This window comes from Zoogloea oleivorans, assembly GCF_008107625.1.
GTDB lineage: Bacteria > Pseudomonadota > Gammaproteobacteria > Burkholderiales > Rhodocyclaceae > Zoogloea > Zoogloea oleivorans.
This window is the reverse complement of record NZ_SDKK01000012.1, coordinates 160,348-181,357: the sequence shown is the minus strand read 5'-3', so window position 1 is coordinate 181,357 and position 21,010 is coordinate 160,348. Positions and strand designations below refer to the sequence as shown.

The 21,010-nt window shown below is 64.7% G+C and carries 17 protein-coding genes; 8 read left to right on the top strand and 9 right to left on the bottom strand.

Annotated elements, in window-relative coordinates:
* Positions 1-18: 18 nt before the first annotated feature.
* Positions 19-1,887 carry a sigma-54-dependent Fis family transcriptional regulator gene (locus ETQ85_RS14245; protein WP_246128770.1) on the bottom strand — a complete coding sequence of 623 codons (1,869 nt, stop codon included), beginning with the start codon at positions 1,885-1,887 and terminating at the stop codon, positions 19-21.
* A gap of 31 nt (positions 1,888-1,918) precedes the next feature.
* Here ETQ85_RS14245 and ETQ85_RS26245 point away from each other — a divergent pair, with 31 nt between their 5' ends.
* From ETQ85_RS26245 to ETQ85_RS14230, 4 genes are all read left to right on the top strand, one after another.
* Entirely contained in the window at positions 1,919-2,230 is a 312-nt protein-coding gene (locus tag ETQ85_RS26245) for a hypothetical protein (protein ID WP_187394716.1), read from the top strand.
* A 9-nt stretch (positions 2,231-2,239) separates the two neighbouring features.
* A complete protein-coding gene (locus ETQ85_RS14240) occupies positions 2,240-4,381 on the top strand; it encodes a PQQ-dependent dehydrogenase, methanol/ethanol family (protein ID WP_222862167.1) in 2,142 nt (713 codons plus the stop codon).
* A gap of 125 nt (positions 4,382-4,506) precedes the next feature.
* Positions 4,507-5,370, top strand: coding sequence for a transporter (locus tag ETQ85_RS14235; protein ID WP_148579729.1), 864 nt, complete (start codon positions 4,507-4,509; stop codon positions 5,368-5,370).
* 25 nt (positions 5,371-5,395) lie between these two features.
* On the top strand, positions 5,396-6,898 hold the full coding sequence (locus tag ETQ85_RS14230; protein ID WP_148579728.1) for an aldehyde dehydrogenase family protein: 1,503 nt from the start codon (positions 5,396-5,398) through the stop codon (positions 6,896-6,898).
* Here the strand turns inward: ETQ85_RS14230 and ETQ85_RS14225 are convergent.
* The 8 genes from ETQ85_RS14225 to ETQ85_RS14190 all read right to left on the bottom strand — a co-directional run bounded on the left by ETQ85_RS14225 (position 6,885) and on the right by ETQ85_RS14190 (position 18,030).
* The gene (locus tag ETQ85_RS14225; protein WP_148579727.1) at positions 6,885-8,459 is read right to left on the bottom strand and encodes a chemotaxis protein CheW; all 1,575 of its coding nucleotides are present in this window, start codon (positions 8,457-8,459) and stop codon (positions 6,885-6,887) included. The genes ETQ85_RS14230 and ETQ85_RS14225 overlap by 14 nt on opposite strands.
* The gene (locus tag ETQ85_RS14220; protein ID WP_222862166.1) at positions 8,459-10,177 is read right to left on the bottom strand and encodes a methyl-accepting chemotaxis protein; all 1,719 of its coding nucleotides are present in this window, start codon (positions 10,175-10,177) and stop codon (positions 8,459-8,461) included. The genes ETQ85_RS14225 and ETQ85_RS14220 overlap by 1 nt, the downstream gene beginning before the upstream one ends.
* Before the next feature lie 180 nt (positions 10,178-10,357).
* A complete protein-coding gene (locus tag ETQ85_RS14215) occupies positions 10,358-13,300 on the bottom strand; it encodes a hybrid sensor histidine kinase/response regulator (protein WP_148579725.1) in 2,943 nt (980 codons plus the stop codon).
* A 5-nt stretch (positions 13,301-13,305) separates the two neighbouring features.
* Positions 13,306-14,496: a response regulator gene (locus ETQ85_RS14210; protein WP_187394710.1), complete on the bottom strand. Its 1,191-nt coding sequence runs from the start codon at positions 14,494-14,496 to the stop codon at positions 13,306-13,308.
* Between the two features lie 159 nt (positions 14,497-14,655).
* Complete coding sequence (gene modC, locus ETQ85_RS14205; RefSeq protein ID WP_148579723.1) at positions 14,656-15,732, bottom strand: molybdenum ABC transporter ATP-binding protein; 1,077 nt, start codon at positions 15,730-15,732, stop codon at positions 14,656-14,658.
* The gene (gene modB / locus ETQ85_RS14200; RefSeq protein WP_148579722.1) at positions 15,729-16,418 is read right to left on the bottom strand and encodes a molybdate ABC transporter permease subunit; all 690 of its coding nucleotides are present in this window, start codon (positions 16,416-16,418) and stop codon (positions 15,729-15,731) included. Before modB ends, modC begins: the two co-directional genes overlap by 4 nt.
* Positions 16,419-16,422: 4 nt before the next feature.
* A complete protein-coding gene (modA, locus tag ETQ85_RS14195; RefSeq protein ID WP_148579721.1) occupies positions 16,423-17,178 on the bottom strand; it encodes a molybdate ABC transporter substrate-binding protein in 756 nt (251 codons plus the stop codon).
* A gap of 24 nt (positions 17,179-17,202) precedes the next feature.
* On the bottom strand, positions 17,203-18,030 hold the full coding sequence (locus ETQ85_RS14190; protein ID WP_148579720.1) for a TOBE domain-containing protein: 828 nt from the start codon (positions 18,028-18,030) through the stop codon (positions 17,203-17,205).
* Positions 18,031-18,184: 154 nt separating this feature from the next.
* On the opposite strand from ETQ85_RS14190, the gene ETQ85_RS14185 reads away from it, so the two are divergent.
* The 4 genes from ETQ85_RS14185 to ETQ85_RS14170 form a co-directional block, all read left to right on the top strand.
* Positions 18,185-18,613 carry a TOBE domain-containing protein gene (locus ETQ85_RS14185; RefSeq protein WP_148579719.1) on the top strand — a complete coding sequence of 143 codons (429 nt, stop codon included), beginning with the start codon at positions 18,185-18,187 and terminating at the stop codon, positions 18,611-18,613.
* Positions 18,614-18,847: 234 nt separating this feature from the next.
* A complete protein-coding gene (locus ETQ85_RS14180; protein ID WP_148579718.1) occupies positions 18,848-19,234 on the top strand; it encodes a hypothetical protein in 387 nt (128 codons plus the stop codon).
* A 123-nt stretch (positions 19,235-19,357) separates the two neighbouring features.
* The gene (locus tag ETQ85_RS14175; protein ID WP_148579717.1) at positions 19,358-19,747 is read left to right on the top strand and encodes a YbaN family protein; all 390 of its coding nucleotides are present in this window, start codon (positions 19,358-19,360) and stop codon (positions 19,745-19,747) included.
* 204 nt (positions 19,748-19,951) lie between these two features.
* On the top strand, positions 19,952-21,010 hold a 1,059-nt coding region (locus ETQ85_RS14170), incomplete at its 3' end, for a DEAD/DEAH box helicase (RefSeq protein WP_148579751.1).

Sequence of the window (21,010 nt, the reverse complement as noted above, 5' to 3'; positions counted from 1 at the left end):
ACTGCGCCGGCACCGTACTCAGCCGGCCACATCGAGCAGGCGCAGCTTGCGGTACAGGGTCGCCCGCGCCACCCCCAGGCTGCGGGCGGCCGCCGAGACATTGCCGGCGCACTTGTCCATGGCCTCCCGCACCGCGTTGAGTTCCACATCGCGCAGGCACGCATCCGGCACCGCCGGTGCCGACGGACGCACCTTGGCGCACACCAGCGGCTCTTCCAGCAACTCTTCCGGCAGATGCTGGACGCCGATTTCCTCCTCGCCTTCCGCCAGGGTCAGGGCCAGCCGCAGCACGTGGCTGAGCTGGCGGATGTTGCCCGGCCAGCGATAAGCCAGCAGCAACTGGCGCGCATCGGCAGACAGGCGCGGCAGCGGCTCGGCGCCCGCTTCGCGCACCAGCAGCGCGTCGATCAGCGTGGCCCGGTCGTCGCGCTCGCGGAGCGCCGGCAAGCTCACCCGCACGCCCTTGATGCGGTAATACAGGTCTTCGCGAAACAGCCCGCCAGCCACCAGCTCGTCGAGCTTGCGATGGGTGGCCGATACGATGTGCGCATCGAAGGCGATCAGCTTGGCGCCGCCCAGACGCGTGAAGCTGCGCTCCTGCAGCACGCGCAACAAACGCCCCTGCAGCTCCAGCGGCATGTCGCCGATTTCGTCGAGAAACAAGGTGCCGCCGCGGGCCTGCTCGAACTTGCCCGGCGCCCCGCCGCGGCGGCCACCGGTGAAGGCCCCGTCGTCGTAACCGAAGAATTCCGACTCGATCAGCCCGGCCGGCAGCGACGAGCAATTGATGGCCACGAAGGGCCCCGCGGCCCGCGCGCTGCCGTCATGCAGGCGCCGCGCCAGCACCTCCTTGCCGGTGCCGGTTTCGCCGTTGATAAGCACCGGAATGTCCCGCGCAAAGGCACGGCTCGCCACGTGGATGGCGGTGCTGGCCACTTCGTCGGCGCCGCCGCTGTCGCTTGGCGTCAACGAGGTGACCCCAGCCGGCCGCAGCTGCACCGCCGAATGCACCCGCCGCGCCCCTTCGCGCAGGCGGCTCAGCAGAGAGTCCGTGTGGCTGGCGTCGAAGCGCGCATCGAACAACATGCCGCTATCGCTGCGCACCACGCCGCTGACATGACGACCACTGAGGGCGCGCCGGAAGGTTTCCGGCGGGCAGTCGAACAAGGTGTTGAAACTCGCCTCGGCATCCAGCCCGGCCTCCAGCCCGAGAAGTTGCCGCGCCGCCTGGTTGGCCCCCAGCATGTGGCCGTCCTCGGCAAAGACGAGCACGCCTTCGAGCGGCGTGCCAAGCAGATCGGGCCGGTAATGGAAGCCCATCGTCAGCGCCCCGCCCAGCTCGGCCAGCATGCGGTTTTCGATGGCCCGGGCGGCGATGGTGAGGGGTTCGAGAATGGTCACCGGGTTGCCATTGTTGAAGCGGGTCGCGTCGAGCACGCCGGCCAGCTGGCCCGCCGGGTTGAAGAGCGGCACGGCGGCACAGGCAAAGGGCAGGATTTCATCCAGAAAATGCTCCCCCGCCCGCACCACCACCGGCCGCCCCTCGGCAATCACGCAGGCCGGGCCGTTGGTGCCGATGGCCGCCTCGCTGACATTGCGGCCCACCTGGAAGATGCGGTCGAGGTCACGCACATCCGGCCCTGAACCGCACACGGCGCGGACGACGACGCCCTCCGCATCGATGCAGGCCAGCGCCCAGCCAGCGCGGCCGAGGGCGAGATGGAGCTTTTCCATCTCTGGCAGAGCGCAGGCAATGAGCGGCCGGCTGCGTTCCTCGATAAGGGATTTGTCCTGCCGGCTGGCCGGGTTGAAAACGCGTCGGTCGCCGGTAGTGAGGCCCATTTGCAGGGAACGCTCCCACGAGCGCAATACGACGTCCGGCAGCATTCCCGGCGCCAATTTCCCCTCCCCGAAGAAATTGCGCCGCACCATTTCCATTCTCGTTTCAAAAGAAACCCGTTGCTCGCCCATTCTTGTCTCCTCATTTCGGCCAGTAACAAGTCAACGGAAAAAGACGGTTGACTCGTTTCAGTACACCCGCACCGCCGGCATTTTTTTGCAGGAATTACGGCGCGGGCACAAGAGCCTGATTTTTATGATTTTTCTCTATTTTATCGGCCAATTCCGGCAGGCACGGGAGCTGCTAACAGCCCTATTGCACTCACCGGGAGGCGGCCCCGATCAAGCGGGGTTCCCCACATTAAAGAACTTCAACAAACGAAGTCAATGAGGAGACATGATGGAACTGCACATTGAAAAGCCCCAAAAAACCCGGCTGACAAAAGCCGTCGCAGTGGCCGTGCTGGCCACCTGCGGACTGAATTCAGCCGGCGTCTTTGCGGCCCCGCCCAAGGGCTCCCGCGAACACATCGCCGCCGTCACCGGCCAGGTGGACGAAAAGACCGTGCGTGCCAACGCCGCCAAAACCGGCGACTGGCCGGCCTACGGCCTCGACTACGCCGAAACCCGCCACAGCAAGCTCACCGAGATCAACGCCAGCACCGTCAAGAAGCTTGGCCTGGTGTGGTCCTACAACCTGGAGTCGACCCGCGGCGTCGAAGCCACGCCGCTGGTGGTGGACGGGATCATGTACGTCTCCGCCGCCTGGAGCGTGGTGCATGCGGTGGATGTGCGCACGGGCAAGAGGATCTGGACCTACGACCCCAAGGTGCCCCGCGAAATGGGCTTCAAGGGCTGTTGCGACGTGGTGAACCGGGGCGTGGCGCTGTACAAGGGCAAGGTCTTCGTCGGCACCTTCGACGGCCGCCTGGTGGCGCTGGACGCCGCCACCGGCAAGACCGTGTGGGTGAAGGACACCATCGAGGACCACAGCCATTCCTACACCGTCACCGGCGCCCCGCGAGTCATCAAGGGCAAGGTGATCATCGGCAACGGCGGCGCCGAATACGGCGTGCGCGGCTACATCACCGCCTACGACGCCGAGAGTGGCGAGCAGAAATGGCGCTGGTACACCGTGCCGGGCGACCCGGACCAGCCCTTCGAAAACGAGGCCATGGCCAAGGCCGCCAAGACCTGGGACCCGGCCGGCAAGTGGTGGGTGAATGGCGGTGGCGGCACGGCATGGAATTCCATGACCTACGACCCGGAACTCAACCTGATGTACGTGGGCACCGGCAACGGCTCGCCGTGGAACCATCGCAAGCGCAGCCCCGCCGGCGGCGACAACCTCTACCTCGCCTCCATCGTCGCCCTCAACCCGGACACCGGCGAATACGTCTGGCATTACCAGGAAACCCCCGGCGACAACTGGGATTACACCTCGGTGCAGGACATGATCCTCACCGACCTGACGCTGGCGGGCAAGAAGCGCAAGGTCATCCTGCATGCGCCGAAGAACGGCTTTTTCTTCGTCATCGACCGGACCAACGGCAAGTTCATCTCGGCCAAGCCCTTTACCGAAGTGAACTGGGCCACCGGCTACGACAAGAACGGCCGCCCCACCGAAACCCCCGAAGCGCGCTCCCGCGAAGCCTTCGACAGCGTGCCCGGCCCCTTTGGCGGGCATAACTGGCACGCCATGTCCTTCAACCCGAAGACCGGCCTGGCCTACTTTCCGGTGCAGAACGTGCCCCTCAACCTGGCCGAAGACAGCGCCTGGCAGCACAACGCCAACGTCCCCGGCCAGCCCCAGTCCGGCACCGGCTGGAACACCGGCATGCTGATCAACACCCAGCCGCCCAAGAGCAAGGCCTTCGGCCGCCTGGTGGCCTGGGACCCGGTCAAGCAGAAGGAAGCGTGGCGCCAGGAATACACCGCCCCGTGGAACGGCGGCACCCTGACCACCGCCGGCAATCTGGTCTTCGCCGGCACGGCCGACGGGCGCTTCGCGGCCTACAGCGCCGACAAGGGCGAGAAGCTGTGGGAAGCCCCCATCGGCACCGGCATCATCGCCCCGCCGGTCACCTACCAGGTGGATGGCAAGCAGTACGTGTCCATCGCGGTGGGCTGGGGCGGCGTGTTCGGGCTGTCGGCGCGGGCCACCGACAAGCAGGATCACGGCCGCGTCTACACCTTCGCCATCGGCGGCACCACGCCCCTGCCTGAGGCCCAGCCCTACGCCATGGGCGAGCTGATCTCCGGCGTCAAGTACGACCCGGCCCACATCCCGGCGGGCACCAAGCTCTACATCAGCAACTGCGTGTTCTGCCACGGCGTACCCGGCGTGGACAAGGGCGGCAACATTCCCAACCTGGGCTACGTGCCGTCGAAGGACATCGACAACCTGGCCGACATGCTCTTCAACGGCCCCTTCGTGAAAAAGGGCATGCCCGACTTCACCGGCAAGTTGAGCGCGGATGACGTGGAGAAGATCAAGGCCTTCATCCAGGGCACCGCCGACGCCGTGCGGCCGAAGAAGTAAGCCTCCTCCGGAGCCCCCCTCCCTCTTGCCGCGGCGCCCTCTCTCCTCCCGCTCCCGGGCGGCCGCGGCCTTTTTTATTCAGCACCACTGCAGCGCCTACACGACAAAAACACGGAGACAAGACCATGAAAAAAGCAGCCCAAACCTTCACCCTGCGCGCCTGCGCAGCCGCCCTCCTCGCCACCGGCAGCATCGGCGCCGTGCACGCCGACGTGCGTCCCGATCCGGGCGACTACACCGGCCTGCCCGCCGGCACCAACCTGCTCCTCGCCTACGCCCAGTTTCCCCGCGCCGACAAGGTGTACAGCAAGGGCAACAAGGTCGTCGACAACCTGGATCTGGCCGTCAATGCCGGCATCCTGCGCTACGTGCACTTCATGAAGCTGGGCGACTACATCCTCGATCCGCAGATCATCGTGCCCTTCGGCAACCAGAAGATCGGCCTGTCCGACAGCAAGAGCAGCGGCCTTGGCGACGTGATCTTCGGCGCCACCCTGTGGACCATCGCCGATCTGGCCAAGGGCGAGCACCTGGGTTGGTCGGTGTTCTTCACCGCCCCCACCGGTGGCGACAAGAACCAGGGCTTCGCCCTCAGCAACAACCGCTGGGCCACCGACCTGCAGGTGGGCTACATCCGCAAGCTGTCCAACAAATGGACCGTCGATCTGATCGGCGAAACCGAGTTCTACCAGGACCAGCGCGACACCAAATCCCAGAAGGACGCACTCCTGCAGGCCCACGGCCACCTGCGCTATCACATCAGCGAGGCCACCTACGTGGCCGCCACCTACCGCCACGCCTGGGGCGCCAAGGAGAAGCTCGACGGCGTCGATATCGCCGGCGCCAAGAACAACGGCACAGCCATGCTCACCTGGGCCTCCTTCGTCGACAAGCAATGGCAGGTACAAATGCAATACACCCAGGACGTGAAGGTCGAGGAAGGCCCGAAGATCAGCGGCCTGCAGGCCCGCGTGCTCTACGTCTATTAAGCCGCCCACCCCAGGAGACAGAACCATGAACAAGCTTCACGGCATCGAACTGCACCCCGCCACCGCGGCCTTCCTCGCCAAGCCCCGGCGCATGCTGATCGGCGGCGAATGGGTGGATGCCCTCGCCGGGCAAACCCTGCCGGTGGTCGACCCGGCCGACGGCGAAACCTTCTGCCGCGTGCCGGCCGGCGAAGCGGCCGACATCGACCGGGCCGTACAGGCCGCCAGCCGCGCCTTTGAATCCGGCGATTGGCCGAAGATGCGCCCGGTGGACCGGGAACGCCTGCTCCTCAAACTGGCCGACCTGCTCGAAGCCAACGCCCAGGAATTCGCCGAACTCGAAGCCATCGACAACGGCAAGCCGGTGACCATGGCGCGCTACGTGGACGTCGGCCTGTCGGTGGATTTCATCCGCTACATGGCCGGCTGGGCCACCAAGATTGAGGGCTCGACGATGGAGCTGTCGGTGCCGCTGGTGCGCGACCGGGAGTTCTTCGGCTTCACCCGCCGCGAGCCGGTGGGCGTGGTCGGCGCGATCATCCCGTGGAACTTCCCGCTGCTGATGGCCGTCTGGAAAGTTGCCCCGGCGTTGGCCGCCGGCTGCACGATGATCCTCAAGCCCGCCGAGGACACCCCGCTCACCGCCCTGCGGCTGGGCGAACTGGTGCAGGAGGCCGGCTACCCGGCCGGCGTGCTCAACGTGGTCACCGGCCTCGGCCATACCGCCGGCGCGGCGCTGGCCGCGCACACGGGCATCCAGAAGATCGCCTTCACCGGCTCCACCGAAATCGGCAAGCTGGTCGGCAAGGCGGCCATGGAGAACATGACCCGCTGCTCGCTGGAACTGGGCGGCAAGAGCCCGGTGATCGTCCTCGACGACGTGGATCCCGCGGTAGCGGCTGCCGGTGCGGCCCAGGCCATCTTCTTCAACCAGGGCCAGGTGTGCACCGCGGGCTCCCGCCTGTATGTGCATCGCAGCCGTTTCGACGAGGTCGTCGAGCAGCTTTCCGCCATTGCCGCCGGCATGAAGATGGGCCCCGGTATCGACCCCTCCACGCAGATTGGTCCGCTGGTTTCCAAGGTGCAGCAGAACCGGGTGATGGACTACGTGAACAGCGGCTACGCCGAAGGCGCCCGCGCCGCGGCCGGCGGTGCGGCGGGCGACGGCCCCGGCTGCTTCGTCAGGCCGACGGTGCTGGTGGATGTGCACGACAACATGCGCGTGGTGCGCGAAGAGATCTTTGGCCCGGTGGTGGTGGCCCAGCCCTTCGACGACCTCGACGAGATTGCCCGGCGCGCCAACGACACCCCCTTTGGCCTGGCCGCCAGCATCTGGTCGAACGATCTGTCGCGGGTGCATCGCCTGATTCCGAAGATCAAGGCCGGCACCGTATGGGTGAACTGCCACAACATCATCGAGAACGTGATGCCCTTCGGCGGCTTCAAGCAGTCGGGCATCGGCCGCGAGGCGGGCCGTTCGGCGCTGGAGCTCTACACCGAGCCCAAGTCGGTGATCATGATGCTGTAAGCGCCACGGCCGACGGCGGGCAGAGCGTTTCCGCGAGGTGCTGCAGGTCGAGCACCCCGAGCATGCGCTCTGCCGGGCCTGCACCGACAATCGCCGACGACCAGCGCGCACCGGACGCGGCCGCAATCTCCGGCAGGGCCAGGCGGCTGGCTCCGGGAGAGTCCGGCCGGTTGCGTGGAGCCTCGTCGATACTCACCAGACGGGGCACCGTGAAGCCGATGCTGGCTCCTCCCTCCAGCTCGACCACCAGCACGCTGGCCGTGGGGGAGCGCTCTGCGCCGGGCAGGCCGATGAGGTCACTCAGGCAGAAGGTCGGAATCGCCCGACCGCGGCTCACCACCAGCCCGGAAGCACGCGAGCCGGCCCCAAAAATGGTGGTTTCTTCCATCCACGGGATGATTTCGGCGATCTGTTCGATGGGCGTGGCCACCTCGAAGCCAAGGTCGTAGGTCAGCACCCGACAGCGCTCGGCCTGCACCTGAGTCTGCGCCGCGCCCGCCAGGAGATTCGGGCCGCTCGAGCGGCCCAGCCCTTCGACCGGTGTATTCATCCGCGCCAGACCCTCCATTTTGGGGTGCGTCGCCAGCAGTCTTCCATCGAGGAGGAAGTAGTAACCGATGCCTTCCGTTTCCGGCTTGCGGGAATGCAGCGGCAAGGTCTCCAGCGGCAGCACGCCGACGAAGAACTCGGCCTGGGGCAGCGTGCGGGCCGGAATGGGCACCGCGCTCGTCCCGTCGGCGCGCACCACGTCGATGACTTCATCCACGATGAAGGCCACCAGCCCCTTTGCATACTGAATCAGGAAAGCCTGGGTACGGGTCGGCTCGGCAATGCACCCGAGACCGCACAGGGAGAGGATATCCACCGCCGGCACCTTAACGCCGGCGTACTCGATGACGCCCAGGCAATAGGCACCCGATAGCGGGGAGTGATGGAACTCGGGATTGAGGATCGTGGTGAAGACCTTCTCCGAGGCCAGCGCCATCGGCACCCGGCCGCTGCGCACTAGCATCAGGTAGGACTCGGCGGGCAATTCGCCCGCGGCCCCCGCGGCCCCCGTCACCCCCATCTGCCGCGCTGGAGATGGATCCACCACCATCGGCACCCCCTGCAGGCCGGCCAGCCCTTCGGGCGACAGCACGCTCACCAGCGATGCGTCATCGCTGCGCTGAAAACTGCCGCCGAGGATCGACACCACCGCATTCCGCGCCGCCATGCGATTCCAGCCACCGGACGGGCAGTCGAAGACCCCCACCACGCCATGGACCCGCAAACCGAGCAGAAAGCCCTGGTGCACCATGATGACGATACAGCGTGGCGCCTCCGCGGACGGCTCTTCGCGACTCAGGCCAAGGAGCAGGCGCAAGTCGATCACCGGCACCAGCACACCCCGCAGATCAACGCCACCCACCACGCAGGGCGCGGCACAGGGCAGCACCGCCAGCGTCTCGCAGGGCACTACTTCGCGCAGGGCATCGAGGGGCAGCGCCAGTTGCATCGACGCCAGAAAGAAGACCCCGAAGCGGCGCTCACCGTCAGGCTCGCCGATGAAGCCTTCCATCACGCAGCCACGGTGCGGGCCAGGTCGTCGATCAACCCGGACACTTGCCCGGCCATCTCGCGCTGCTTTTCGGTGGCACCGGCGATTTCCGAGGCGCTTTCGACGGTGCGTTCGACCGCGGACATGATGCCCTCAAAGCTGCTCGCCGCCGACTTGCTGACATCGGCCCCCTGCTGCACATGCAGGGCCGACTCGTCGATGAGCCTGGCGATCTCCTGGGCGGCGCCGGAGCTGCGCTCGGCCAGCTTGCGCACTTCAGCCGCCACCACCGAGAAACCCACACCCTGCTGCCCGGCGCGGGCGGCCTCGATGGCGGCATTGAAAGCCAGCAGGTTGGTCTGGTTGGCAATCTCGCTGATCACCCGAACGATTTCGGAGACGCGGGTGGAACTGCTCTGGATGCGCCCGATGGCGTCGATGGACTTCTGCACCGCGTCAAAGCCGGTCTTGGCCGCCATCGCCGTTTCCATGGCCATGCTGGAGGCAACACCCGAGTTGTCGGCAATGGCCTTGATGCTGTCCACCAGGCTGCGCACGCTGTGGGTCATATCGACGGTCTTGGCCGAGATGCGCTTCTCGAGCATGACTTCCTTGGTCACGTCGTAGGCATATTTGACGACTTTCTTGACCTTGCCGTTGAGATCGAGAATCGGGTTGTAGGTGGCCTGGATCCACACGTCCCGCTCGTACTTTCCAACCCGGTGGAAACGCCCGCTGACGAACTTCCCTTCGTTCAGTCGCAGCCAGAAATCCCGGTACTCGGCACTCTGGATGTAATCCGCCGAACAGAAAAGACTATGGTGCTGGCCCTGGATCTCGCGCAGGGTGTAGCCCATGGCAACCAGGAAGTTGCGGTTGGCAGTGAGTACATTGCCGTCGAGATCGAACTCGATAACGGCCTGGCCCAGGTCGATGGCCGCCACCTTGGCTTGGTATTCGGCGCTGACGAGCTTGGATGCGGTGACGTCGGTGGCAAACTTGACGACCTTCACCGGCTTGCCGCGAAGATCGAAAATCGGATTGTAGATGGCCTGGATCCACACTTCCTTGCCGTCCTTGCCGATGCGCTTGTACTCGCCGGCGTTGAACTCCCCGCGGGACAGGCGCTCCCAGAAAGCCTGATAATCCGCCGAAGCCGCCTGGACCGGCTCGACGAAGATGCGGTGATGATGGCCCTGGATCTCCTCCAGCCGGTAGCCCATGAGGGCCAGGAAGTTGGGATTGGCGTCGAGCACCCGACCGCTCAGATCGAATTCGATGACCGCCTGGGCGCGGTCGATAGCGCTGAGCTTGCCCTCGGCATTGAGCCGGGCCAGCTTGTCTGCCGTTACGTCGCGGCCGAACTTGACCACTTTGTAGGGTGTGCCATCCGGCCCAAGGATCGGCGTGTAGGTAGCCTGCAGCCACACGCACTGGCCCTGTCCGGTCATGCGCATGAACTCGCCCGCCTGAGGCTCACCGGCACGCAGGCGCGCCCATAAATCGGCGTATTCGGCGCTGTCCGTATGCTCGGGCATGCAGAACATCCGGTGATGCTTGCCCTTTACGGCAGCCAGCGGATAGCCCATCACGGACAGAAAAAGATCATTGGCGTTGAGGACCGTACCATCCAGATCAAACTCAACGATCGCCTGGCTCCGGCTGATGGCAGCCACATAGCCCGGCAGATCTGCCACATCAACCTCAAACAGGGATGCCTCCCGTGCCGCGGATTTCATGGCCTTGACCGGTTTTTCTGCAATCCCCATTTTCGCTCCCCTTGATCCCATTTGGAAATCCGTGCCGACACCGACCGGGCCTGCACGGGCACTCCCATAACGGACAAAATGACTGGCACCTTTAGAATCGGCAAACCATAAATTTATCGTTTTTGTTAAATTTATGGTTTTATTCCGCAATCAGTCCTGCAAAGCCCGCCGCACCGGCTCCGCCTCGTCCTGCAACATCGCCAGGCACTGCTCCACCTGCATCAGGACTGCGCTTGCCGTGACCAGATCTCCTCCAGCCTTCAGATCGCTCTCCAGTCGGCTCGCCGCGTCGGCCAGTGGCTTTGCGCCAAGAGTTCCCGCCATGCCGCGCAAGGTGTGGGCGCTGCGCTGGGCCAGCTCCCGGTCGCCATCCGCAAAACCTTGTTGCAACTGGGCCAGCAGAGCAGGCTGGCTGCGCTGGAAGTTGTCGAACAGTTTCAGGTATAGGGCGCGATTACCCTTGAAGAAGAACAGTCCGGCGTCGAGATCGAGACTCTCGATGGAGACAGGCCCGGCAGCAGCAACAGGGGCCTGCGCTTCGGACAGGCTCTCAAGACTTGCCGGTGAGGGCAGAGCCTCGGCCTGCTCCTGCGCAGGCCCGGCAGGCAGCCAGGCCGCCACCGTGGCGTAAAGCAGGTCGGGGGTAATCGGCTTGGTGAGGAAATCGTTCATGCCGGCATCCAGACAGGCCTGACGCTCCTCCGGCAGCGCGTTGGCGGTCATGGCGATCACCGGCAGCGCAACAAATCGGGCATCGGCGCGAATCGCCTGGGTCGCCGTCACACCGTCCATCACCGGCATCTGCATGTCCATCAGCACCAGATCGTAGGTCTGCCGCTCCAGGGCATCCAGGGCCTGACGCCCATCGGCAGCCACATCCACCCGGGCTCCGGTCTTGGTCAGCAATTCACTGGCAACCTGCTGGTTGAATTCATTGTCCTCGACCAGCAGCAGGCGGCGCCCGCGCAAGCCTTCCGCCGGGTCGGCACGATGCGCTGCGCTGCGCTGCGGGTCAGCGGCAAAAATCTCGTCGATGGCATCCTGAAGCATCGACTGCCGGACCGGTTTGAAAAGGTAGTGGTCGATGCCCTCGGCCTGCAGCGACTGGATGTCTGCCAGATCGGCGGCGGTGGCCATGATCACCGGTACGCCCTGGTAGGCCGGAATCGCACGGATCCGGTGAGTGGTCTGCAGGCCGTCCAGGCCCGGCATGCGCAGATCCATGAGAATCAGGGCGAAGGGACTTTCCACATCGCGAATGCTGTCCAGTGCCGCTTCGCCCGAAACGGCGGCCTGGCAGTCGAAACCGGCCTTGTCGAGCATGCGCAAGAGCGCCGTGCGGCTCAGGTTCTCGTCGTCGACAACCAGTGCGCGACGCCGGGCGGCATTCGGCGACGTCGCCGGAAGCGACGTATCCCGGTCGACACGCACCGAGAACGTGAAGCAGCTGCCCTCCCCGGGCGTGCTGCTGACGGTGGCCTTTCCGCCCATCATCTCGATCAGTTGCCGCGAGATGGTCAGGCCCAGACCGGTGCCGCCGTACTTGCGGGTAATCGAGGCATCGGCCTGGGTAAAAACCTGGAACAGGCGGGCGATCTGCTCCTGCGTCATGCCGATGCCCGTATCGCTGACCGAGAACACGAGTTCCAGGTCGGTGCTTCCGGCAGGCGGCGTTGCACCGCAGGAGACCTGGACGGCAATCCTGCCTTTCTCGGTGAATTTCACGGCATTGCTCACCAGATTGGAGAGCACCTGCCCAAGTCGCAGAGAGTCGCCCAGGAGATGCTTTGGCACATCCGGCGCCACGCTCACCTCGAAATGCAGGCCGCGCTCGGCCAGCATCGGCCCGAACATGGCCGAACAATTGGCCAGCACGTCATCCACACAAAAGGAGACATGCTCAATGTGCAGCTTGCCGGCCTCGATCTTCGAGAAATCCAGGATGTCGTTGATGATGCCGAGCAGCAGCGTGGCCGCCTTGTGCACCTTGGTGACGTAGTCCCGCTGGCGGGGGCCGAGATCGCACTGCAGACACAGGTGCGACAAGCCGATGATGGCGTTCATCGGCGTGCGGATCTCGTGACTCATGTTGGCCAGGAACAGGCTCTTCGCCTGGTTGGCCGCATCGGCCGCATCACGGGCCTCGGCGAGCAGTCGTTTGGCGTTTTTCTGGGCCGTGATGTCGATCCTGTTGCCGACCACGTAGCCGCTGGGCGTACGGTTCTCCACCATCAACAGCCAGCGACCGTCGCACAACTCCTGCTCCACTGCCTGCCCGCTGGCATGCAGATGGGCATTGAGGCGCCCTTCGACCCATGCCTGTTCGCATCCGTGAACGCCGACGAACAGGCCCCGCTCGACCCCGGCCCGCAGGAGGTCCGCGTAGGCGGCACCGGGCACCAGCAAGTCACGGATCAGCCCATAACAGGCCAGGTAGGCGTCATTGCAGACCACCAGCCGGTCATCGCTGTCATAGACCGCAAAGCCCTGCGAAATGCTGCCGACCGCTTCGCGGAACAGTCGGTCGCTGGCCTCAACGCTGGCATTGGCTTCCGCCAGTTGCTGCGTGCGCTCGGCCACCAGGCCCTGCAGGTAAGTGCGGTACAGCGCCAGATCCTCAAGATGAGCGGTGTCGTCCCGATCGGTTCCCCGGTAGCCCCGCAGGCGGCCGTCCGCCCCGATGACGGCGACACCGTTGGTCACCACCTGGCGCAAGCTGCCATCCTTGTGCACGGACGCATGGGCGATGTCGGTAAATGGCGAATGCTGCCTCCGCAACCCCTGCAACAGCTCACGAACACGATCGGACTCATGGGCGGGCACCAGATCGCAGGCGGGACGACCGATCAACTCAGCCGGTGCATAACCGAGAAAGCGGGTCACCTTGTCCGACACGTAGGTGAAACACCCTTCCGTGTCGGTCTCCCAGATCCAGTCGGACGAAGCAGCGGCAATATCCCGGAAGCGCCTCTGCGCCTCCTCCAGCTCTGCCGCAAGCGCCAGACGCAACATTTTTTCGCGCTGCGCAACGCGGACGGCAAAAGCCGCCGCGAGCAGCATCGCCAGCAGGGCCGCCGCAAGCATCCAGATCATGGCGTTCAGAAAAGCTCGATGGAATTCTCTGGCGTCGAGTGGGCCTCAACAATGGGCGCAGCGGCGCTTTCCACTTCCTTCCGGAGTACGGTTTCGAGATCCTGGCTGAAGCTGCGCATGAGCCGGTCGGACTCGACCTCCTGGTCATAGATGGCCTGCGCCTGGTCGATCGCGGTACGCACCGTGTCCTGGAGGCGGCGCTCCTGGCCTTCGGTCAGGCCCAGGCTGATGAACGAGTCCTCGATCTCGAAGGCCAGTGCATTGAGTATTTGCGAGCTGGCGGCTCGCTGGGTGCGATACCGAGTCTCGATGTCCTTCAGCGTCGCCATGCTGCGCTGGAGCAGCGCCAGCATGGTGTCGCCCCGCCGCAGGGCCGCCTTGACCCGCGACAGCGAGCGCAGATGCACGTCCACCGACTCGGTCAGGGTCGCCAGATTGTCCTTGATGCGCCCGTAATGCTCGGGGTTGTCCCGGGGCATGGCCTTGACGATGATGGTCACCCGCGGATAGTTGAACGCCGAGCGGGAGCCGAGATCGACGATGCGCGCGCAGCTGGCCATGTTGTGCAGCACCGACTCCTCAAGAGCCGAGCAGACGCCCTCCCGCGAGAGGCTCAGGGACTCATCCTCATCCCGCAACTGGAGGGCCACGTCGAGATCGAAGCCCTGCATCGCCCGCATGATGCAATCGGCCACCGACGGAAAGTCCAGGCAGCCGACCATCTCGCCCAGAAAGCGCATGATGATGCCGATGTCCCCGACGCTCGACATGGCCGTCATGGCGGTACTGGTCGCCACATTGACGTGCTGCATGAGTTCGCGGCGCTGACGGTGGTTGCGCAGCACAACACCGATCTTGCGGCTCAGTTCATCCGGATCGAAAGGCTTGGTGATGTAGTCCTCGCCCCCCGCCTCGTAGCCCGCCAGACGGTCGGCGGTCTCGGCATGGGACGACAGGAAGATCACCGGCACATCCTGGGTGGCCGGGGCCTTCTTGAGCAGGCGACAGGCTGTGTAGCCGTCCATCCCCGGCATTTCAACATCCATCAGGATCACCTTGGGCGGATCGGCCATCGCCGCCGCAACGCCGCTCTCGCCGTCGCCGCGATGCTCGATCTGGTAATCCCCCCCGATCAAGCCCTCCAGGTGAATGACAGTGAAATCGCTGTCGTCGATGATCAGGATGCGCGGTTGCACGAAACACTCCATTCAGTAAGGCTGTGAGGGCCAAAAACCCTCCGCCTGGTTACATTGAAACTGAATGCCTATTTCGGCATATCGACTGTATTTCTTTAGTGCGATACCACACACGGCCGACATCCACCGGCAACACGCAGAAGCACGGCTGGCGCGGTGCTACGCCAGCAGCGCCACCGACTTGATCTGGGCCACCACCGACATGCCCTCCCGCAACCCGAGCTGATCCCTCGACAGGCGCGTTATGCGCGCCAGCAGCGGCGTGCCGCAGGCATCCAGGCTGACCAGGCACTGGGCCGGATGCGCAGCATCGCCAAAACTGCGGATACGCGCCGGCAGGCGGTTGACGATGCTGGACCGGTTGTCGCCAGTCAGGGCAATGCTCACGTCGCGAGCCTGGATCTTGATGCGGGCGCGGGCCCCCACCGCCAGCGCCTTGCGGTTCACCGTGACGGAACCGCCCGGGAAGGCCAGACGGGTCAGGTGGTAAGCGTCGTCATGACCGACAACCTGAGTCTCCACCAGCACGGCGGCATCCTCGTCGAGGGCCAGGGGCAGGTCGAGGCGGGCCAGGAGTTCGGCCGTCGGGCCGCTGGCCGTCACCCGCCCCTGATCGAGCAGCACCAGGTGATCGGCCAGCCGGGCAACTTCGTCCGGCGAGTGGCTGACGTAGAGGATAGGGATCGCCAGTTCGTCGTGCAGGCGCTCCAGGTAAGGCAGGATTTCCTGCTTGCGCCTGGCGTCCAGCGCCGCCAGCGGCTCGTCCATCAGCAGCAGGCGCGGGCTGGTGAGCAGTGCCCGGGCAATGGCGACCCGCTGACGCTCGCCGCCGGACAGCGTGTCGGTGCCGCGCGCCAGCAGGTGGCCGATGCCCAGCAGGTCCATTGCCGCATCCCACCCCACCTTGCGCTCGGCCGCCGGAATGCGCTTGAGGCCGAACTCCAGGTTGGCCCGCACCGACAGGTGGGCAAACAGGCTGGCCTCCTGGAACACATAGCCCAACGGCCGCTGGTGAGTCGGCAAGAAAATGCGGCGGGCGTCGTCCTGCCAACACTCGCCGTTGATATCCACCCGCCCCGCCGCCCGGGCCAGGCCGGCAACGCAGCGCAGCAGCGTGGTCTTGCCGGAGCCCGAGGGGCCGAACAGGGCCGTCACGCCTTTGGCCGGCAGCGTCAGGTCGGCATCAAGGACAAAGTCGGCCAGCGGCAGCCGGCATTGCAGGAAAAGCCCGCTCATTGCCCGGTCCCCAGGGTGTTGCGTGCGCCACCCAGCGTGTACAACGCCAGCAGCACGACAAAGGAAAAAGCCACCAACCCGGCCGCCAGCCCGTGGGCCTGGGCGTACTCGATGGCTTCGACGTGGTTGTAGATCTGCACCGACAGCACCTGGGTTTTGCCGGGAATGTTGCCGCCGATCATCAGCACCACCCCGAACTCCCCCACCGTATGGGCGAAACCGAGCACGGCGGCGGTGATGAAGCCCGGCCGGGCCAGCGGCAGGGCAACGTGGACAAAGCGCTCCCACGGGGAGGCCCGCAGCGTGGCCGCCACCTCCAGCGGACGCTCGCCCATGGCCATGAAGGCGTTCTGGATCGGCTGAACCACGAAGGGCAGCGAGTAGAACACCGAGGCCACCACCAGCCCGGCAAAGGTGAAGGGCAGCCGCCCCAGGCCCAGCGATTCGGTGAGCTGCCCCACCGGCCCCTGGGGGCCCATGACGATCAGCAGGTAGAAACCCAGCACCGTCGGCGGCAGCACAATCGGCAAGGCCACCACGGCACCGATCACGTTGCGCAGGCGCGAGCGGGTGCGGGCCAGCCACCAGGCGATCGGCGTGCCGACAATGAGCAGCAGCAGCGTGACCAGGCTGGCCAGCTTGAGGGTCAGCCAGACGGCAGACCAGTCGTCCGGTGTCAGTGCCATGCTCTCAGAGCTCGTAGCCGTAAGACTTGATGATGGCCCTGGCCTTGTCCGACTTGAGGAAGCCGGCCAGGGCTTCGACGGCCGCACTGCCCTTGCCCTTGGCAAGCACCACCGCATCCTGGCGGATCGGCGTGTAGTGCTTCGCGGGCACCAGCCAGTAAGAGCCGTCGATCAGCTTGCCGTCCTTGTGGATCTGGGAGAAGGCAATGAAGCCCAGCTCGGCATTGCCCGACACCACGAACTGCTGAGCCTGGGTGATGCTCTCGCCGATCACCAGCCGGGGCTGCAGCGCGTCAGCCAGGCCCAGCGCCTTGAGGGTCTCGGTGGCGGCAAAGCCATAAGGTGCCAGTTTGGGATTGGCGAGGGCCAGGTGCGCGAACTTGCCCGCCTTCAGCACCTCGCCCTTGTCGTCCACGAAGCCGGGCGTCGGCGACCACAGCACCAGTTTCCCCACCGCGTAAGTGAACTGGCTGCCGGGCACGCCGTCACCCTCCTTCACCAGCTTGGCCGGCGTCTCGTCGTCGGCCGCCAGCAGCAACTGGAAGGGCGCGCCGGATTTGATCTGGGCGTAGAACTTGCCGGTCGACCCGGACACCAACTGGGCCTTGTGACCGGTGGCCTTTTCGAACTCGACGGCGATCTTCTGCATCGGGGCGCTGAAGTTGGCGGCCACCGCAACGGAGACCTCCTCGGCGCGGGCACTCAGCGAAGCGCCGGCGAGCGCGACAAAAACGGCAAGTTTGCGAAAGGCGGCTTTCATGGTGGCTCTCCTTCAGGTTGGCATTCAGTCAAAGACGGCGAGGATCACGGCGGTGGCCTGGAACACCGCGCAGGCCGGCGTACCGATGGCGAGTGCCAGATTGCCGACACTGTCGTGGGTAACGACGGAAGTCACGTTACGCCCCCCCGGCAGGGTGATCGTCACCTCGGAACTCACCGGCCCCTCATGGATGCGGGTCACCTCGCCCCACAGATGATTGCGTGCCGAGGTACGCGCTGCCGGGTCGGTAATGATCAACACCGACGGCGCCTTGACGAAGGCATGCACCTCGGTGCCGATGGCCAGCTCCAGGGTTTCCGCGCTTTCCCGGGTAATCACCGCGACTACTTCGTTGGCGTCATCCAGGCGGATGCGCACCTCGAAACTCACCTCGCCCTCACGCAGGCCGCAGATCGATCCGACGAACTGGTTGCGCGCACTGGTGCGCATCGACATGCGACGCAGCAAGGTCTGAAACTGGCGCACGCTGGTCTCGCCGCCATCGCCGAGGCGCTTCGACAGGCGATCAATGGCGTCCTGATATTCCTGTTCGACTGCCCGGTACATGGCGATCACCCGCCGACCGTAGTCGGTGAGGCTCGTCCCGCCACCATGCTTGCCGCCCACCGAACGCTCCACGAGCGGTGCCTCGGCCAGGTTGTTCATCGCGTCCACAGCGTCCCATGCCGCCTTGTAGGAAAGGGGCACGGCCTTTGCGGCCTGGGAAATGGAGCCATAGCGGTCGATGGACTCAAGCAGGCGGATCCGGGTGTCGCCAAGAAAGGCACCGAACTCGGTATCGACTGTCAGCTTTCCGACAAGCTTGTGCTGGATCGGGCGTCGGGTTGTCATGAACACACCTATATATTGCGTTATACAACGAAGCGTAATGTACATCAGCAAATAGCGGGCCACCAATGCTGCACTGCGCTATGGTTGCGGGCACCCACTGCCCGTGCGTAAAGTGGGATCACCGACCCGCCAATGCCCCCCAGGAGAAATCAGCATGAAAATCAGCGCACGCAATGTATTCGATGGCACCGTTGAAGCCGTCAAGCCCGGCGCCATCAATTCCGAAGTGGACATAGCCCTGCCCGGCGGCATGAAGATCGTCGCCACCGTCACCAACGACAGCATCACCGAACTCGGACTGACCGCCGGCAAGGCCGTAAAGGCTCTGATCAAAGCGTCCTCCGTACTGGTTCTTGCCGACGGCAGCGGCGTCAAACTGTCCGCCCGCAACCGCCTGGAAGGCACCATTTCAGGGCTGATCGAGGGCCCGGTGAGCACCGAAGTGGCCATCACGCTCCCCAACGGCTACAAGGTTTACGCCACCATTACCCACGAAGCATCCGTCGCCCTGGGCCTCAAGCCCGGCTTGCCGGCCACTGCGGTGTTCAAGGCCCCATCGGTGATTCTCGGCGTCAGCGCCTAGACAAAACACAGAACACTGCAAGAGCAAAAAAGGGAGACCGCAGGGTCTCCTTTTTTGCAACACGGCAACTAACGCGGCCAAAACACGCCGTCGCTGAGAATCGCCTTTCTGGTTCGCTATTTGCTCTTCACTATCCAGACCCGCTTCCTGAGTGACACGCTCATTCCATGAGTGTCGGGTAGGACACACCCATCTGTAGGCATAGCAACACTCATGTCAGAAAGGAGACAGCTCATGTCACTTCTATCGCTATATAAAAACTTATATTTCGACATAGCCCCCGGCCATGCCCGCCGCCCCAAAGCGGCAATCCGCTGGAACGAGGACCTGCCGACAAAGTGGCAGGCGCAGATCGTCGCGCCCCTTTATTTTGATCACTACATTGAGTACGAGATCGCCGCCGAACGTATCATCGGCCGTGACGAGGACGATGCCGCCTGCTTCTGCACCTTCAGCTACGTACAGGCTGAAGCAGGTCCGGAGTACAGGACCTGGGCCGAAACCCTCAAGGCCTGGCGACTGCGGGACGGCCGCTGGCTGACCTACAGGGTGGTCGTTCGCAACGGCCAGCTCGCCCGGGGACGGGGTTTCTATACGCTGGGAAACAGCATGCCACGCTAAATAGACTCGCCCTATAAGAACAAGAAAATCATTCAACTGGATAAATCAAACCTGAAGCCCAATACTGCATCCAACAGACCACGCAGTTTTATTGCGGCATACCAACAGCAGGAGGAATCCATCATGCGCACCGGCCCCGGCCTTGTGCACAGCATTGGCCGGCAGGGTCTGTTTCTGCTCGGCGCGGTGAGCTTTGCGGTCGGCGCAGTGGGCCTGATTCTTCCGCTGCTGCCCACCACCATTTTCTGGATCTTCGCCGCCTGGGCGTGGAGCAAGAGTTGCCCGCGCCTGCAACACCGGCTCTACGCCGTGCCGGTGGCCGGCCACCACGTGCGGGCCTGGATCGAAGACGGCACCATCAGCCGGCGCGGCAAGCACTTCGCCCTCGGCGGCCTGGCCTTCGGTCTGGCCACCTGCGCCTGGGCGCTCTCCGCCTCGCCGGCAATCCTCGCTGTCGCCGGCCTGCCGCAAATCGTCGCCGGCATCTACATCGCCACGCGACCGGAAGCCTGATTTCTCGTCCGCCTGCCAAATTAACTCAGCACAAGCCCCGACAACCCCGTACAATCCACGCACCGTGCGCCTGCCAATCAGCGCACCGGCCCATCTTTCATCTCGTTTCGGCCGATCCTCCGTGATCGCGAAATCCTGTTGCGCCCGCCCCGATTGGTGTCGCTCCCCGTGAGCGAACAGGCCGTCGCAGGAGCAAAAATCCTAATGACTCAAGCCCAATCCGCCGCTCAGGCGCCGGTTGCCATCGGCTTTGCCGATCTTGCTCTTTCCGAGCCCATTCAGCGTGCCATTGCCGATACCGGCTACACCACGCCCACCCCGATCCAGGCCCAGGCAATCCCGCTGGTCCTCGCCGGCGGCGACCTGCTCGCAGCAGCGCAAACCGGCACAGGCAAGACCGCCGGCTTCACGCTGCCGATCCTGCACATCCTGTCCGAAGCGCACGCCCACAACATCAAGGCCGGCAAGCCCCGCTGCCTGATCCTCACCCCGACGCGCGAACTCGCCGCCCAGGTGGAAGAATCGGTGCAGACCTACGGCAAGCACCTGCCCCTGACCTCGATGGTCATGTTCGGTGGCGTCGCCATCAACCCGCAAATCGCCAAGCTCAAGAAGCGTGTGGACATCCTCGTGTCCACCCCGGGCCGCCTGCTCGATCACTGCAACCAGAAGACCGTCGATCTGTCCGGCGTGGAAATCCTGGTGCTCGACGAAGCCGACCGCATGCTCGACATGGGCTTCATTCGTGACATCAAGAAGATCCTCGCGATGCTGCCGAAGCAGCGCCAGAACCTGCTCTTCTCGGCAACCTTCTCGGACGAGATCAAGACCCTCGCCGACGGCCTGCTGCACAAGCCCGGCTTCGTCGAAGTAGCCCGCCGCAACACCGCCTCCGAACTGGTTACCCAGTCGGTGCACCTGTGCCCGCAGAAGGTGAAGCGCGAACTGCTGGCCTTCCTGATCAAAAAGCATCAGTGGTTCCAGGTGCTGGTGTTCACCCGCACCAAGCACGGCGCCAACAAGCTCTCCGAATACCTCGTCAAGCACGACATTCCGTCCGCCGCGATCCACGGCAACAAGAGCCAGGCCGCCCGTACCCGCGCCCTGTCCGATTTCAAGGACGCCAAGCTGCAGGTACTGGTCGCCACCGACATCGCCGCCCGTGGCCTCGACATCGACCAGCTGCCGCAGGTGGTCAACTTCGAGCTACCCAACGTTTCTGAAGACTACGTACACCGTATCGGCCGCACCGGCCGGGCCGGC

Excerpts from the sequence above, each read along its gene's own strand:
- ETQ85_RS14245 (WP_246128770.1), bottom strand. The coding sequence starts at position 1,887 with ATGCTGCCGGACGTCGTATTGCGCTCGTGGGAGCGTTCCCTGCAAATG.
- ETQ85_RS14240 (WP_222862167.1), top strand. The coding sequence starts at position 2,240 with ATGGAACTGCACATTGAAAAGCCCCAAAAAACCCGGCTGACAAAAGCC.
- ETQ85_RS14235 (WP_148579729.1), top strand. The coding sequence starts at position 4,507 with ATGAAAAAAGCAGCCCAAACCTTCACCCTGCGCGCCTGCGCAGCCGCC.
- ETQ85_RS14230 (WP_148579728.1), top strand. The coding sequence starts at position 5,396 with ATGAACAAGCTTCACGGCATCGAACTGCACCCCGCCACCGCGGCCTTC.
- ETQ85_RS14225 (WP_148579727.1), bottom strand. The coding sequence starts at position 8,459 with ATGGAAGGCTTCATCGGCGAGCCTGACGGTGAGCGCCGCTTCGGGGTC.
- ETQ85_RS14220 (WP_222862166.1), bottom strand. The coding sequence starts at position 10,177 with ATGAAATCCGCGGCACGGGAGGCATCCCTGTTTGAGGTTGATGTGGCA.
- ETQ85_RS14215 (WP_148579725.1), bottom strand. The coding sequence starts at position 13,300 with ATGATCTGGATGCTTGCGGCGGCCCTGCTGGCGATGCTGCTCGCGGCG.
- modC (WP_148579723.1), bottom strand. The coding sequence starts at position 15,732 with ATGAGCGGGCTTTTCCTGCAATGCCGGCTGCCGCTGGCCGACTTTGTC.
- modB (WP_148579722.1), bottom strand. The coding sequence starts at position 16,418 with ATGGCACTGACACCGGACGACTGGTCTGCCGTCTGGCTGACCCTCAAG.
- modA (WP_148579721.1), bottom strand. The coding sequence starts at position 17,178 with ATGAAAGCCGCCTTTCGCAAACTTGCCGTTTTTGTCGCGCTCGCCGGC.
- ETQ85_RS14190 (WP_148579720.1), bottom strand. The coding sequence starts at position 18,030 with ATGACAACCCGACGCCCGATCCAGCACAAGCTTGTCGGAAAGCTGACA.
- ETQ85_RS14185 (WP_148579719.1), top strand. The coding sequence starts at position 18,185 with ATGAAAATCAGCGCACGCAATGTATTCGATGGCACCGTTGAAGCCGTC.
- ETQ85_RS14180 (WP_148579718.1), top strand. The coding sequence starts at position 18,848 with ATGTCACTTCTATCGCTATATAAAAACTTATATTTCGACATAGCCCCC.
- ETQ85_RS14175 (WP_148579717.1), top strand. The coding sequence starts at position 19,358 with ATGCGCACCGGCCCCGGCCTTGTGCACAGCATTGGCCGGCAGGGTCTG.